9 protein-coding genes and 1 pseudogene are annotated in these 15955 nt (G+C 53.1%); 8 read left to right on the forward strand and 2 right to left on the reverse strand.

Features of this window, described 5'->3' with window-relative positions; translation table 11 throughout:
- Positions 1 to 289 precede the first annotated feature (289 nt).
- Positions 290 to 943, reverse strand: coding sequence for a hypothetical protein (locus tag HAPAU_RS14570; RefSeq protein ID WP_066384211.1), 654 nt, complete (start codon positions 941 to 943; stop codon positions 290 to 292).
- A gap of 689 nt (positions 944 to 1632) precedes the next feature.
- Here HAPAU_RS14570 and HAPAU_RS21045 point away from each other — a divergent pair.
- Both HAPAU_RS21045 and HAPAU_RS14580 read left to right on the forward strand, forming a co-directional pair.
- Positions 1633 to 1875 (forward strand): hypothetical protein, encoded by a 243-nt coding sequence (locus HAPAU_RS21045; protein WP_066384214.1) that lies wholly within the window; start codon positions 1633 to 1635, stop codon positions 1873 to 1875.
- A 223-nt stretch (positions 1876 to 2098) separates the two neighbouring features.
- Complete coding sequence (locus HAPAU_RS14580; RefSeq protein ID WP_245634139.1) at positions 2099 to 3475, forward strand: glycosyl hydrolase; 1377 nt, start codon at positions 2099 to 2101, stop codon at positions 3473 to 3475.
- Positions 3476 to 4246: 771 nt separating this feature from the next.
- Here the strand turns inward: HAPAU_RS14580 and HAPAU_RS14585 are convergent.
- Positions 4247 to 5182, reverse strand: coding sequence for an NAD-dependent epimerase/dehydratase family protein (locus tag HAPAU_RS14585; RefSeq protein ID WP_066384219.1), 936 nt, complete (start codon positions 5180 to 5182; stop codon positions 4247 to 4249).
- 661 nt (positions 5183 to 5843) lie between these two features.
- Between HAPAU_RS14585 and HAPAU_RS19870 the strand changes: the two genes are divergently transcribed.
- The 6 genes and pseudogenes from HAPAU_RS19870 to HAPAU_RS14615 all read left to right on the forward strand — a co-directional run.
- Complete coding sequence (locus HAPAU_RS19870) at positions 5844 to 6539, forward strand: ABC transporter ATP-binding protein (RefSeq protein WP_084383757.1); 696 nt, start codon at positions 5844 to 5846, stop codon at positions 6537 to 6539.
- A 119-nt stretch (positions 6540 to 6658) separates the two neighbouring features.
- The gene (locus HAPAU_RS19875; protein ID WP_084383758.1) at positions 6659 to 9757 is read left to right on the forward strand and encodes an FtsX-like permease family protein; all 3099 of its coding nucleotides are present in this window, start codon (positions 6659 to 6661) and stop codon (positions 9755 to 9757) included.
- A 184-nt stretch (positions 9758 to 9941) separates the two neighbouring features.
- Positions 9942 to 12854, forward strand: a complete 2913-nt coding sequence (locus tag HAPAU_RS19880) for an FtsX-like permease family protein (protein ID WP_084383759.1) — start codon at positions 9942 to 9944, stop codon at positions 12852 to 12854.
- The gene (locus HAPAU_RS14605; protein WP_157078488.1) at positions 12847 to 14511 is read left to right on the forward strand and encodes a sodium/phosphate symporter; all 1665 of its coding nucleotides are present in this window, start codon (positions 12847 to 12849) and stop codon (positions 14509 to 14511) included. The genes HAPAU_RS19880 and HAPAU_RS14605 overlap by 8 nt, the downstream gene beginning before the upstream one ends.
- Positions 14512 to 14909: 398 nt before the next feature.
- Positions 14910 to 15578, forward strand: coding sequence for a twin-arginine translocation signal domain-containing protein (locus HAPAU_RS14610; protein ID WP_066384234.1), 669 nt, complete (start codon positions 14910 to 14912; stop codon positions 15576 to 15578).
- A gap of 59 nt (positions 15579 to 15637) precedes the next feature.
- A pseudogene (locus tag HAPAU_RS14615) lies at positions 15638 to 15955 on the forward strand (hypothetical protein); the annotation flags it as partial.

The following is a 15955-nucleotide window of genomic DNA, read 5'->3' on the forward strand; positions in this document are numbered from 1 at the left end:
TTTCTGGATCAACGTCCGTCAGGTCTCGTCGAGAGAATCCAGTCCCTTCCATAGCGACGTTACTACCGCGTGAATACGTCACCAGGATGCACAGCGAGGAAACCCCGAGTCGGCTGGCTATGCTCAAGTACCTGCGGGCCGTGATCCTTCTCCATTCACGCTGAGGAGATCACCGTCGGTCGATCGCCCGTAAACGAAAACGATTCGACACAGCTACGCGCCAGTGGCGTGCTGCCGGCGACGAGCGAGTGGAGGAAGGGGCGGCAGTTCATCGATAAACGTTTGAATTCTAGAAGCTAAGACGACGGAGCAGATCGCAGAGAAGATCGCTTACGAGATTGTCTTCACCGATGATACCCACGGGATCGATTTCAATGGTTTCAAGCTGAACCTGAAGACCAAGGAGTTCGAGGCAGAGACCACCGATATTGATCTCCAGAATGGGGCAGTCTTCCGGATCGTCAGCGGGACGAACAGTGAAGATCTCCTGTAGAGTTCCAATAGAGACGTCCTCGAACGTTTCCTCTATTTCTTCAGAACTATCACCGTCGAGTGTTCCTTGCAGCTCTCCACTCACGAGTACCTCGTTGTCGTCACTCAGCTCGACAGCAGTGACGAGAAGCGTCCCCGTATACGTTACGTCATCACCGACTTCACACTCATCAACAGCATCGCATTCGTCAACAATTTCCCCATCTCGCTTCAGTTTGCATTTATATCGGTGATAATCTTTATCGAATTTGCCGTGGCCTTTCCCGTGTCCTTTTTTGTGGTGGTGGTGATCTTCGTCGTCACACCAGTCTTTCTTGTGATCCGAGCCGTGCGCTGCTGCGGATCCACTTGTAGCTGCGATCCCAGTGCCGGTGAGGCCAGCAGCTGCAAGCACTTTCAGAAGTGTTCGTCGCGTTGCGTCGTCATTCCTGTCAGGTCCTTCCATATCCATCACACACTGATGTACTCAGTGTGTACGCAACAATAACACTACACTATTTAAAATTATCTAACCTGGGAATCATAAATTATATATAAGTCTATAATTTTTTCCTATCAACACCTATATAGTGGTATTTTCTCGGACGACATAATAGTTTATTAACATATACGCAATCTTTTCCACGTCAATCTGTAATCTTTCTCGTCACTCCGATCGCAAGTGCGGGAGTCAACTACCCCGCCCTAGACGCTTTCGGCGTCATCAGAACGCTTTGCGTTCTGATTGGCTAACGAGACGCTTCGCGTCTCCTCAACGTCGTCGATCCATCCTTCAGGGCCGGTTGACGGCGACTCGTCCTCAGCGAGGAACCAAACCTTTCCCGCCCGCAATGGTGGCTCGGCACCCTTCGAAGGTTGTCTAAAGCCCGCCGTAGGACTACCTGAGACGACGGTCCGGTCGAAGTAACTGTTTCGCCCAGCTTCGCCACGCGCTCCTCTCCTTCCTACCGTTCGCTTTATTCGCACTTGAGGAAGTGGACTCCGCGCTACCGCTTAGTTGAATATCGATTAGGGTGCCTTCTAATAAGAGAGATAGGGGAAACCAGCGGTCACGACGACAGATTTGAACCACAGTAGGTCTCGTGATGTCCCCTACTGGGTCAACGTTGTGTTTATTTTTTTCTTGTCTTTGTCGCCGTGGTGGTCGTCCTTCTTCTCGTTATTGTCGTCGTGGTTGTGTTTGTGGTCGTCGTCTTTCTTATCGTCGTGATCGTGTTTGCGATCTTTTTTGTCTTTTTCGTGGTGAGCGTGTTTTTTATCTCCGCCGTCGCGCTTGTGGCCGTCCTTCTTACCGTCTTTGTAATCCTTTTCGTCGTCTTTTTTATCTTTGTCGTCGTGCTCGTCGTCTTTCTTGTCGTGACAACCACGAGATCACGATGGTGAGACCTTTCTCCCCGATCAACAGACCTTTACTAGTATCTGGCAGGAGGGAGCGGTTATTACTGAATATAGTTCTACGTCGGTGCTCCACGTAATCCAATGGACTAGCGAGCAGAATAGTGCAGCCATTGTCGTCAGCGACTACCTCGATAATGAGAATAATGCAGTCTTGAATAACAATTATCTACTATTTGATATGAATTTATATAGCCTGCTGTAGGGGGAGGTGGCATATGCTATCGGTAACAGTTTTAGTCACCCACAAATAGTAATTAATACGCACTTATCAGCCAGAAAGACTATTAGTATAAGATATCTATTCTGTGTTATGGATCGCAGAAAATTCATCGCAGCATCGGCAGCAACAATCGGCTCAGGCATCACGCTCGCGGGATGTATCGGGAGTCAAGAGACAGAGCCGACCGATGGATCGGCTGATAGGAACGATGAATCCAGCAAGGAAGAGTCCGAAGAAGAACGGCCCGAACCGGAGGGTGGTGATGGACGGCCGTATACACACTATGACCTTGAGGTTCACGACAAGCGAGAGGCTGGCCAACCCGTCTGGATCGACCAGAACGAGCGTATCTATGGGCGCGATGGCCCGCGTGTACTGGTCAGCGATGATTGGTGGAAGACAACTGAAGTCTTGTATTCCTTCGAGGGCCAAGCCGATGGCAACGTCCAGACAGTTATCGTTCCCGACAGCGGACGGATCATTGCTGCCGTCGGGGGCCGGGGCGAAGAGGGCGGTACGATCGAACTCATCAACGAGGATCACACGGGTTCAGAGACGCTTTATCAGTTCGACTACGGCAGGGTTTCGAACAGTCTAGGTCATGTTGCCTACGAGGATATTGTTGTTATCTCCTGTTACAAGCTCTCGGACTACGAAGCGGGCAAACACGGCAATGAGGTGATTCTCTCGACGGACGGCGGGAAGTCCTTCAAGCAAATCCTCGAGCCGGAAGTCAACACTACCGACGCAGCGAACAATCACATTCACGACGTCGAGTACGACCCGTATGCCGAGCGTATTTGGGTCGCCGTCGGTGACCACGGCAACTCCCAACTCTATTGGAGCGATGATCTCGGGAAATCATGGGAAGAGATCGACGACCGGGGTGCGATTACGATGGTCACGCAGATCGCCGCGTTCAAGGATTGCATCACTCTCGGGAGCGACGGTGATCCCGAGGGGATCCTTCGTTGGGAGCGCGAGGGCCCGAATGACGTTCCCGAAGAAGCAGATGATTTCGAGCGGGTCCACGTCGAGATCGAGACTGATCCTGAAGATGACACGATGGAAATGTACGCTCGGCGGCGCTGGCACATCCGCGAGGACCTCGAGGAGGGGCGCGAGTTGTGTCTCATGCCGTTCGGGTACTCGCCAATGCACGATACGGCCGAGGATTCGGTTGTGCTCGCGAGTGTCGATGGCGATGAGTGGTATGAGCTTTATCGGACAGAAACACGTGATATCCTGCTGACGAATGTCATGGGGCCGTTATCGATGGATGGAGAACGTCGTACACTGATTTCCGATAGTAATCAGGGAGAAGGCTATCAAATAGAAGGAACAGTGCCAAAATTCTGGGAGTAATATCGAGTAGAGAATTACGGTTGGTAGCTGCTCAATCGTTTATCGATGACGAACTATCGGCTCGTATGTTTGATGGATGTATGACTTTCTCACTAGTTCCATGATTAGTTGTTATAATCTAATATCTCTTCATAAGCGCACTGCTAATATCTAACCAATCAGAAATATTGCTGCCGAAACCGTGGTCGAGATCACTACCTCATCCCATAAATACAATATTCAAATAATCAGAAGTATTATATTACGCCGCGTTAATGCCATGGTATAGTATGTCGCGCACCGATTCCGAATGTGCAAGAATTGTCACTAAGTATGTCCCCGACGAAGCGAATCGCTATCGGTGGCACATCCTGCGCTACCTTCGCATGTGTGCTTATCCTGCTGGACTTACCGAACTCAGTGAACACATTGGGTCACAGGTTGGAGCTCAGCCGCTGGTGGTTAGAAAAACGATCCGGGAAAGAGATTTACCGGCATTAGCGGAGTGTGGGTCTATCAAATACGATTCCGAATCCGAGCTAGCCTGTCTGCAGGGCGAACAGGGAGCGTTTACGGATCATGTCCGAAGAGCACTTGCCGCGGGAGTGATTTCTCATTTGAAGCCTCTACGACTCGTTCGCTCTGACGGTCGCGTTAAAACTGGAGACAAACCGATTAGTGAGTGAGCTGTCTTCTGAATTATAATGCTTGTAATTAACCGAACGTTGCAGTACGAACGGTAGAACACTCTACTGGTTGCAGTATGAGATGTGAATGAAAACGATCAGCTAGCTATTCGTTCATTTCATCTATGAGTTCGCGAGCTGTCGTTCGTACTGCCCGGTCGCTCTCAAGGTCAACGTCCCAGCCAAGGCCCGTGAGCTTCTCGATCGAGAGGCGCATTTTGGGCACGTCGCCGGTCCAGCCTCGCTCGCCACCCGTGTACTCGTACTCGGGATCCAGCCCGAGTTCGTCGCTGACGATGTCGGCGATCCGGTTGACCGACGTGGTCGTCCGCGTCCCGAGGTTGAACGTATTGACTGGACGATCGGCGTGCTCGATGACGTGTTCCATCGCGTCCAGACAGTCCTCGATGTACATGTAGGACTTCTCCTGGAGCCCGTTACCGAGGATCGTCAGCGTCTCGGGGTTCGCGCGGAGCTTCTCAACGAAGTCGGGGATCACTGCCCCGCGGAGGTGTGGGCCGACGATATTCGCGAACCGAAATGTCCACACCTGCATTCCGTGGGTGTGGGCATACGTCGAAAGGAGGCTCTCGTCGGCAATCTTGCTCGCCGCGTAGACGCTAATCGGCTCTGCGGGTGCGTAATCCTCGGGTGTGGGACGCGGCGCTTCCCCGTAGACCGTCGAGGAAGAGGTAAAGGCGACCTCGGAGACACCTGCACGATCCATGGCCTCGAGGACGTTGTAGGTCATCGCGGCGTTGGCCTCGAACTGCCCGCGCGGGTGCTCGTCGTTGACGGATTTGCGCGCCGCGAGGTGAAAGACGCCGTCGAGATCGCTGTCGATCGCCTCGTTTGCGACGGCGCTGTCGGTGAGGTCGCCCTCGATCAGTTCTGCCCCATCGGGAACACCTGCTGATTCGCTATTTGCGAAGTTATCGAGGACGACGACCTCGTTGCCGTCGGCGAGGAGTCGCTCGGTGAGATGTGAACCGATGAACCCAGCACCGCCTGTGATGAGGAGTCGACTATCTATTAATTCCATATGTATCTCAGTCGCGAAATTCAGTTATCTTTCTTTCGATTAGTATTTCATTGGCCATAGTCCGATAGCAGGTTGGAAAAAGCAATCAAGATAATCAAATAGTTCCCAACCAATAATTCAACTTGTCTGATACCTATCTCATTTTTCAAAAATACAGGATAAAAGATGGTTCAGGGGGAATAGTGTCTAATACAAATACACATATTGATGGTTTTTATCAATAGTATTTTAGGAATACACTCGGTAGCAAGACGTGGTGAATAGAGGGATATACTATGGCTGAGGAACTCCATTGTCCAGAGTGTGATGAGCTTCGTAAGGTCCGTGTCACTGTACCGTGGCAAATGAACTTCTGTAGCGTCTGTGGAACCGAAATAGACGAATAGCATTCCTCGATTAGCATCGACCGTTTTCACAAATCATTTGGAGGTGCCTGCCGTTGTGTGTCCCTGACATACATTGGAGACCGACGCAAATGATAATAATCTTGCAGTATTATCTGTGGTCATATTGGTTAAATCGATGCAGATAATCGATCGCGGTGGTTCAGAATCCCTCTTATGCTGCAATAATTAGATTAAATTGATACAGAAAACCTTCAAGAACATTGACTATATTGGTCAACAAATATACATAGCTCCCCGTCAAACGATACGTACGAATGAATCAGGCACTACTCCAAGCTGATGAACTACTTATTCAGCGAGGAGGGCACGCAATTCTGGATGGCGTATCTATTCAGATCAATCGAGATAGCAGTACCCTTATTCAAGGACCAAGCGGATCCGGAAAGACGACTCTGTTCAACGTACTAGGGTTGCTTGATTCGCCTACTGCAGGGACATTCATCGTCGACGGACAGGATGTTAGCGAGAGTTCAGAACGCACGCGGGCTCGAATCCGACGCGAGACGGTTGGCTTCGTCTTTCAGGATTTTCGACTCATTGATGACCTGACTGCACGTGAGAATGCTGCCGTCCCCCAAGACCATCGAGGCAAGCGTGACGAAGACTGGCTCGATACTCTCTTTGAAGCTCTGGATATTACCGATCTGGCCGATCAATATCCAGCTACCCTTAGTGGCGGTGAAAAACAGCGCGTCGCTATTGCACGAGCATTGGCGAACAAACCCGACGTCATTCTCGCTGATGAACCGACCGGCCAACTCGACCCCGAGACAGCAGCTCAGGTTCTTGATCTCCTGTTTGATCTCCGGGACCGTACAGAAATGGCACTCGTCGTCATAAGTCACGATCGCCGTCTTGCAGATCGGTTCGATCGAGTTCTCCTTCTTGACAACGGCGCGCTCACCGAGCAGTCATCGGTTCGAACTCCGATTTCACCCGACCCCCACTAATGGTTCTTCTGTATCTGGCGGTGCTCACGGCCCCTGTTCGTCGCGGTTGTCAGCCACGCAGCGATGATCAGGGCATCTTGAGTATCGACAAGCAACACCAAATCCAGGGGACTGACTGAATGGGATATCAACACGTCCTCCTCCGACAATGGTCGCGTCGAGATTGGCTGACGGTCGTCATCGTTGCAGTTAGCACTGCATTTCTCGTTGGTACGACACTACTGCTCTTGACTGCAGGGATGCACATCACGACCGTTAGTAGTGATTTAGCGACATCCACGACCGCTACCCACCACAACTCGCTAGCTGACGCCGAAGAAGCCGCTGGCGATGATGCAATCGTCTTCCCGATTGCAACCGTCCAGGATGAAAGTGGAACGGAACACACCGTCATTGGAATCCCGCCAGATGCTCCAAGCGAACTCGCTGATGCGACGACATCGTGGCAGACGGCGACCATCCCACCACCGGGCGATCCAGAGACCGTCTCCGGTCCTGTTTCTGAGGAACAGACGATAGAGTTCGAGGGTCAACAAGGAACGACGACGCTCACGGCAACACCTCAAGAGGAAGAGACGATCTTCCCGTCTTGGTGGTATACGGCTTCCAGTTCAACAGTTGAAACGCTCGGTCCGACAGAGGCAATCACTATTGAGACCGGTGGCACGATGACTGGAGACTTCACTTCCTTCCTTCCATCTGATCAATCCAACACGGGTGTCCCGTTGATTTCTGCGCTCGTGCTTCTACTTGCAGGAATGCACGAAGTATTACAGCTATTAGCGGTTGCGACTGTTGCTGGCGCAGTCATCATTCTAGTCGTCCTGTATAGTGTAACTCGAATTAGTGTTCGCGAACGTATTGAGACGATTGAGATTATCCGTTCGACCGGTGGAACACCCCTTCGAGTTCTTTCTCTCTTTGGCCTTCGGTCTACTCTTCTTGCGTTCGTCGGCGTCTTGAGTGGCTTCTTTGTTGGCGTTGTTGTAACCCATCTCTCAATCGCCCTTGCGACATGGGCAGGGATCTCAATCACGCTAGAGCCGCGGTTAACGCCTTCTGTCCTTCGCATTCTCGTTCCAATGCTCGCAATGCTTGTGCTAGTTGGCTGTATTGCTGGTATCCTTGCGGCGCGACCAGCGGTAAATGTCCCACCGACTGCGCTGCAATCGCATGCTGGACAGCGTTCAAATCCTCCCGTTATCCGACGACTTACGACACACCTCCCGTCCTCGTTCTCACCAACGCTTCTAGACTGGCGAATACTCATCCCAACAGGAGCGACACTTACGGTATTCATCCTTCTCGTTCTCCTCATCGGTGGACTTGGGACAGCGATCGCACCACTTCAGACCACTCAAAGTGGTACGCTAACATCCGCAGACGCGACTCATCCGATTGATAGCCGCCTTGATGTAGAAGTCGCGGATGCGTTCCATGCTGAAGGAATCAATGCAAGCCCAGAGGTTGTTCTCGCCCAGGTACATGATGGACAGCCATATCTTGCTCGAGGGGCGAACTATTCCGACTTCGCTGCTGTCACTAACGCCGAACTCGTTGAGGGGCATGCGCCGACTGCGCCGGATGAAGCTGTTGTTGGACAAAGCCTCGCGGAATCACAGGACTTGACAGTTGGTGACACACGAACACTTGGTGGAAGTGATAGTCCTGGTGTAGCCCGTGTCACGATTGTAGGCGTGTATGAGACCGATGGCTTAGCTGACAGCCAACTCATTGTCCCGCTCGAAACCAGTCATCAACTCTCACTCAAGCCGGGAACAGTCCATGTCGTTCGAACTGCTGGCAACGTCGACGCTGTCTTTGACACTCCTGATAGCTCCCAAACTCCACCTGAGGAACGTATCGTTCAGGGAATAAACACTCCGGAGACGGCCGTTCAGGGCGAATCAGTGCCAATCACAGTTCATGTGTACAACGATGAATCATCGACGGTCTCACAAACACTTACCGTTAATGCTGGCCAGCAGACTATTGAACGAGACGTAACGCTGGAGCCGGATGAGGATGAGCGACTCGAAATCAACCATACGTTTGAGTCGACGGGTTCTCAGACCGTTTCTGCTCAGGGCCACGAGCGGACTGTTACTGTCAGTGCCCCGGATTCGCTCATGCTACCCGAGACGCTGCCCACCAATGTACCACCCGGCGATACCCTTCTCGTTCCGGTGACAACATCTACCGAAGAGCCGGTCGCAGATGCGACTGTCTCTATTGATGGCACTGAAGCCACGACTGACACCAATGGGATTGCTCGTATCGAACTCCCGGAGTCTGAAGGTGAATACAACCTCACCGCAACGGCAGACGGCCAGGAGGAAGTGAATCATCAGATACAGGTCATAGAAGGCCAGCAACGTCTACTTGGAGCGGCCGTTACAGTAGATCCCCGCACAGGAACGCCGAATACCACTCCTGAGGCAACGGTGACGTTGATGAATCACTGGTCTGTCGATCGAACACAAGACATCCGTGTGGCATCACCAACCGGTGAGCAGGGTCGAACAGTAACACTCGCTCCGGGTGAGTCTGGCACGATAGAACGGACGATTGGTGAATCCGATCAGCAGATACCTCCCGGTGAGTACGAAATCGAAGTGACTGCAGATGAGGAAACAATCGCAACAGAACCCTACGAGGTACTTGATGGCGACTTTGCCCTCGAACAGATTCCTGATGGAGCACAGTACCAGTCGGGCGCAGCACTAGGCCAGGTCATCGAGAACACCGTGGGCAATATTCAGATCTTGTTTGGAACAATGATCGTTCTCGCAGGTCTGATGACGATCGGCAGTACAACAGCAGCGTTTACACAGGCAGTTCATGCTCGCCGGAAGGCGATCGCGGTCTATCGATCCACAGGAGCCCGCCGAATGCGGGTGTTGCGTATTATCGTCACTGATGCCTGTAAACTGGCAATTCCAGCCGTTATTCTCGCAGCACTGGGCGCACTTATCGCACTTGTTGTTCTGAATGCCCTGGGTTTACTGAGTGTCTTTGGTGTTCAGTTGATGACTGACGTTCCCCCAGGAATCATCCTTTTATCACTTATTGGAGCTATAGCGATCGCCGTTTGTAGCGCTGCACTCGCCGTTCTCCCCATACTGCGCCTCTCACCGACCGCTGTATGGTCCGGTACCTCGAACGATGACGCCTACGCGGGGGCTGGTGATGCTAGTCACCCGAACGAACCCCGATGATCTGAGTTACGAACGCGACTGCTATCAGCGGTGACTTCTCCTCTTTCTTGATTTACAGTAGATTTACTCGTCCCCACATAGATTCGATGAATAAAAACAGGAAAGTTATGTACTTGCGTTTCGCCTGTCTATCTGTGTTAGTGATCCGATTGATCCGTATCTCGCCATTGCAATCTCAGTGGCGATGAACTACCGTCACGCTCTCATTCGTCGCTGGTCACGACGGGACCGATTCGCTGTACTACTGGTGGCGCTGACGGTCGCATTTCTCACTGGGAGTACATTGCTTATCGTCGCAGCCAGTGCACAACCAATCGGCCTTGCTGACCAGTTCAGTTCATCGGGTACAGCAACGGTACTTGATGCTAATGATACGCCTGAGGATGAACTGACGCTGCCGATTGCAACGGCAACGAGAGCGGACGGAGTAAACGTTACTGTCATTGGTGTACCGGCTACCGCAACTGAGTCATGGGACGTACCGCCGCCACCGGATGACGGATTTAGCCACGGTACTGACAGCGCTAGCTCTGTCCAGTTCAACGGCGAGTCTGGATCCGTTGATGCAGCTGTCCAGTCTCGAACGGACCGCACCCTTCTACCGCCACAGTGGTATGTTACAACTCCCGAGACAGTCGCAGAGCTCGGCACAACGGAAACTCTTGTCTTGACCGATTCTCAGGCAGAGGTGCCTGCAACCGGTGTCCCTCTTCAATCAGTACTGGGCTTTTTCCTTGCGGGTCAATCACAGCTGCTCGCAGTCATGGGGGCGGTTGTTAGTGGCGGTGCTGTTCTCGTTGCAGTCACGGTCTACAGTGTTACTCGAATGAGCGTTCGCGACCGTCTCGAAACGATACGGACCGCACGCGCTACAGGAGCGACACCCCGGACCATTCTTGGTACATTCGCAGTGCGTGCAGCCGTTCTGACTGCTACCGGCGTTACCCTTGGCTATGCTCTCGGCGTTATCCTTCCGAATATAGCACTGTCAGTGGCCGTTTTCTTCGGATTCCCGACAGCACTCAATCTCGGGGCTACTTCCCAAGCGCTAGTCGTCCTGCTTCCGACCTATGTCGGACTCGTTCTTATCGGCGCATTTGCGGGTATCTTTGCCGCTTGGTCAACCGTCCGTGGTCCACCTTCGCAGCTTTCAGCCACAACGGAGGGACAACGTCCATCTGGACTTATACTACTCGACTGGCGGACACTCGTGCCGACAACAGCGACGCTCTCTGTATTCATGTCCGTCCTGTTTGTCGTATCAGCGCTTACGTTGACCGCCGCACCGGTTGCGACAACCGGTGGGTCGACGATCTCGGAACCAGGCACTGCCCATCCGATTGCTAGCCAGGTACCGACAGAGTATGCTGATGCGTTACAAACCGATGGGATCGATGCCAGTGCTGAAGTCGTTGGCTTTGCCGTCGTTGATGGCCAACCGTTTCTTACGCGTGGTGCCGACTATGAGTCGTTTGCAGCGGTTACCGATGCCACCCTCGAGAGCGGCCGTATGCACAACTCATCGGGCGAAGCCGTTATCGGCGCCTCGTTAGCCCAAACTCTTGACGTTGAGGTAGGCGAGACTCTCACTCTCGGTGGCAGTGATACGAATGGGGTGACCCGTATCACTATCGTCGGCACCTACACAGCACCTGGCGCATACGAAGATCAACTCCTGCTTTCGCTCCCTGCCGCTCAGCATCTTGCCGGATTATCTACCGATACGGTCAACGTGATTCGTACCGACGAGACACTCGAAGGGAGTGAGACTACTTCGTCGGTATCGGTACTGAATGCCTCGACACCGGAACGCGCCGTGGCAAACGATACTGTTCCCGTTAACGTCACCCTCCGCAATCATGATTCCAACGAGCGTTCTCATACGGTGACTGCAACGCTTGGCGACGAGCGAGTCGAGAATCAGATTACACTTGCGGGCGGTGAGCAGCGAACGGTTCAGCTCTCATTGCCGACCGGCGATCCCGGCAGCAAAACGATACGAGTTAATGACGAGACTACCCAATCCATTACGATCGTCGATCCAGAGACACCACGACTGAGTGGTGTACCAGCGGAAGCACCTCCAGGAAGTGAACCACTCATCACCGTACAGACTGCTACCGGCGAACCGCTCGCAAATACGCCTGTCACAATCGACGATCAGACCGTTGAGACGGGATCAGATGGTCAGGTTCGACTTCCTGTCGGTTCGGATGGCACTCGGGAGGTTCGCGTCACAACTGAACAAGCGACAGCAACAGCAACGATCAATGTCACAGCTGATGCCGAACGGGAGCTCGTTACGTCTGTGAACATCGTTCCAGCTTCCCCGACGACACTTACAACACCTACAGCACGAACCACCCTCTATAACCCTTGGAACGAACAGCTCGAAAGGACAGTCAGTATCAACGGTCCAGGAACTACGGAAGAAGTACAAGTCCAACTCGCTCCTGGCGAGCGTGTCGAACAGCGAACTACATTGAGTCGTCAACCGGCAGGGACGTACGAGGTGCGGGTTGAAGTCGCTGATACCGTCAGTACTCAAACAAGCTACGAGGTGTCGGGCGACGACCGTACTGCAGCGGCGCTTGCGAGTAGCGGCTATACGAGTAGTGGTGGCAGTCTCGACCAAGCGATCGAAGCCGCGGTCGGTAATATCACACTTCTGCTGGTCGCATTAGGCGGGTTGGCAGCCTCTATGACCGTCGGTGGACTTTCAGCATCGATGGCCCGAGCTGTTCATGCCCGCCGCAGAACGATTGGTATTCATCGGGCCGTTGGAGCCAGCCCACGTCGCATTCTCCGGATGGTGTTGCGAGATGCACTTGCTATTGGTGCGCTCGGAACTGTCAGTGCCTTTATCATCTCACTGCTCATCGTTCGCCTCCTGAGTATTCTCGGATTTCTGACAGTTTATGGCATTCGCATTCCGCCGCTTCCAACAAGGAGTGTCGCAGTGCTTGCACTCATTACCGGTGTCGGTCTAACGCTTTGTAGTGCAGCGGTTGCTGTCGGATCATTACTTTACCAACAGCCAACTGCTTTGCTAACCGGTACAAACCGGGCTACGACTGGTGGTGAGCCATATGACTGAATCTCGAGATGTTCGACGGTATGTGCTTGCTGTTCTTTGTGTGTTTGCGATCGGCGTCGCAATCAGGCTAGCACCTCTCTATTGGACACCATATCCGTTCAATCCTGATGGATTTGGCTTCGCTAGTGTTGCGCGGACAGCGTTAGAATCGGGATCCATTCCATCTGCTAATGAGCACCGCATGATGGGATCACAACGGTACATCTTCGTCTCCCTTCTCGTCTTGCTTAGCCGAATCACCAGCCTTCAGCCGCTGTGGCTTGCACAACCGGCGATCGCCGTCATCGGGACGATTCCAGCACTCATTGTAGTGCTAGTGGTTCGCGAAATCGGGATCGAACTCGGCTGGCCTTCTCGTCGCACCTTCATTGCTGCGACGCTTGCTGGAGTTGTTCTCGCAACCGAAGGGCTCTATCTTCGGCGCAGCGTAGCCGTTAGCTATGAGGTCCTTGGCTTACTCTTCATCCCGGCAATCGCTCTCTGCCTTCATCGATTCTTTGCGACCTCACGTCGGTCGTGGCTTGGGATAGCAGGAATACTCTTGCTGGTGCTACCGGCTACCCATCACTTCAGTACAGTCGTCGCTGGTGTCACGCTCGTCGTCCTAGTCGGTATATGGATCGATCGTCAGCCAACATTACGGATTATCGCTACGGGAGTAGCGATTACCGTTGGTTTCTGGGCGTATCTACTGCTATACTATTCGCAGTCCCCTCCGCCATATACCGGCTTGATTACGACGAATCCAATGCTCTTTATAGCTTGGATCATCGCGATCGTCACCTTAGCATACTGGTTCCGGATGGCACAACCTAGTCTCACCCGGGGGGTATTCGCGAGTATCGGTCTCCTTGGCTTCGGTGTCCTTGCACTCAACGCAGTTCAACCATTTTTCCCGAGTATGTCGTCTACACCGTTGCTGTTGCTCGTGTTGGTTGCGCCGTTGATCGTGCTCGTCGTTCTCATGAGCTGGGGCCTTCCTATCGTGGTTCGACTACATTACGGACCGCTCGTTCTTGCCTTATTGATCGCACCGCTTACATTCATTGCGCTCAGTCTGACTGCTGGTCTCTCGCCTCAATATTTCCATCTCATACAGCGAACACAAACGTTTGTGCATCTAAGCGCAGTTATAATCGCAGTCGTAGCGACGTTCGTGTTATATGACCGTGTTCAGGACCGATCGCAATCGCTTCGAACGATCGTTCAGATCGGTCTCCCAATTATCCTCATCCTCGTCGCAGTCGTTACAGTGCCTATCGCATTCGTCGGACTCGAAGCTGTGTCCTATCAAGGTACGACAACAGAGGCGGAGTTCTCGACAGTGACGTTCGCTTCAACGATGTTCTCTGAACCATGGACAAGTGATGATCATATTACTCGCGTTGAGAATAACTACTACGGCTCTGAGCACAACGCCGGTCCAGAACCCGTCTACAACTGGCTTCACGGAGGAACTCCACCCACCTGTTCGACGATCGCTGAGGATTCCTGGACAACTGTAGGTGCTCAACTGTTCCCTGCCTCACCCGAACAACTCTCTGACGAACGATATGCTAACTGGCAGGCGGAAAACAATATCGTGTATGTATCTGGTGCAGGAGGCGATAGACAAGTGATCGTCACCCCAACTGGCGGGTCAACAGCGAGTTGTTAAGTAGAGTCACTAGCCGCGTTTAGTGGATTTTTGTGATAGACAGAACTAAAAACCGCTATCAGGGTAGCGGTTTTAGCCGTCGACGCGCCGGTTCGTACCGGCAATTTCTACTACAATTTGAAACGTATTAAATCAAACGACAGATTGTATTTTATACCTTCTATAATATATCTGTTATTTGTTTCCTGTTATTGTGGTAGTCACTCTTTCCCAGTTATATCTTATATTCAAATAGAATAACTACAAATAACTTTAGCCATATGTTTTAGAATGAATTTACATGAGTGTCTGTACAGATACTATTGGCTGAGACCGACGTCACCGGTTAGTAACTGCCTTAGTAACTTCTTAGTCAGACTAAATATATATGATTACTACTACTTTCTCAGACTGTAGAAATGGTTGACCAAAACCACACAGACGACCCCGACTCGAACCACCACTGGACACGACGCACCTTCATCGGTGCACTCGGCGCCGCCGGCATCGCCGGCGCCGCCGCCAACGTCAACGCCCAATCCCAACCCACCGACCCCGTCGTCGAACTCGAAAACGCTGCCGACGGCAACGTCGACCTCCGCGCGTTCGACGAGGTCCTCGGCCGCCTCGAACGCGCCGCCGACGCCCTCGAATTCCCCGCCCGCCGCATCGGCTCCGCGCCCCGCGGCCAGCAGCATGGCGCCAGCCGCTGGGGCATCCACTTCGACACCGACCAGCCCATCCACCTCGGCACCGCCACCGTCGACGCCGATCAATCCGGGACCTTCACCGCCGTCGTCGCCGACTACGACGGCAACAATCAGTTCGATCCCGTCCACCAGCGCGACATCACAGTTGAGGCGGGCATCAACGAGATCGATCTCGATATGGCCCTCGAGCCCGGCGAGTACCTCCTCACGCGCGATGGAGGTTTCCCGCTGCGGCGCAGTGCCTGGAGCGGGTGGGAGAGCCAGAGTCGTGACGGTCTCGAACTCTACGGCGGGGCGAAACCCGGATACGAGAGCAACCGCTACTGGTACTACTACTTCGACCTCCATGTCGCCGCTCACGAGGACGCGCATCTCTAACAGCCGATACATTACACTACCATCAACTAACCCACACCATACTACATCATACTACACTCATGCCAGACTACTTCACCAACCAACGCGTACAAGAAGCCCTCCACGATCGCCCCATCGCTGGCGGGACGGGCTACCACGCCGACATCAGTCTCGACGACGCCGACATCATCGTCGACGATCAAGACTCGTTCGCGAGCGCACTCACCAGCAACGCCGCCGTCATCGGGATCGACGGCCACACCCGGATCGATCTCTCAGGGCAGGATTACGAACTCGCCGATCAGACGATCATCTCCGATCGCGGGATCGACGGCTCACCCGGCGCCCTCCTCTATACCACCGATCAGGGCGCCGACTCGCCCGCCTGGGACGGCGGT

This window comes from Halalkalicoccus paucihalophilus, assembly GCF_001593955.1.
GTDB lineage: Archaea > Halobacteriota > Halobacteria > Halobacteriales > Halalkalicoccaceae > Halalkalicoccus > Halalkalicoccus paucihalophilus.

Excerpts from the sequence above, each read along its gene's own strand:
- HAPAU_RS19880 (WP_084383759.1), top strand. The coding sequence starts at position 9,942 with ATGAACTACCGTCACGCTCTCATTCGTCGCTGGTCACGACGGGACCGA.
- HAPAU_RS14605 (WP_157078488.1), top strand. The coding sequence starts at position 12,847 with ATGACTGAATCTCGAGATGTTCGACGGTATGTGCTTGCTGTTCTTTGT.
- HAPAU_RS19870 (WP_084383757.1), top strand. The coding sequence starts at position 5,844 with ATGAATCAGGCACTACTCCAAGCTGATGAACTACTTATTCAGCGAGGA.
- HAPAU_RS14610 (WP_066384234.1), top strand. The coding sequence starts at position 14,910 with ATGGTTGACCAAAACCACACAGACGACCCCGACTCGAACCACCACTGG.
- HAPAU_RS14585 (WP_066384219.1), bottom strand. The coding sequence starts at position 5,182 with ATGGAATTAATAGATAGTCGACTCCTCATCACAGGCGGTGCTGGGTTC.
- HAPAU_RS14570 (WP_066384211.1), bottom strand. The coding sequence starts at position 943 with ATGGATATGGAAGGACCTGACAGGAATGACGACGCAACGCGACGAACA.
- HAPAU_RS19875 (WP_084383758.1), top strand. The coding sequence starts at position 6,659 with ATGGGATATCAACACGTCCTCCTCCGACAATGGTCGCGTCGAGATTGG.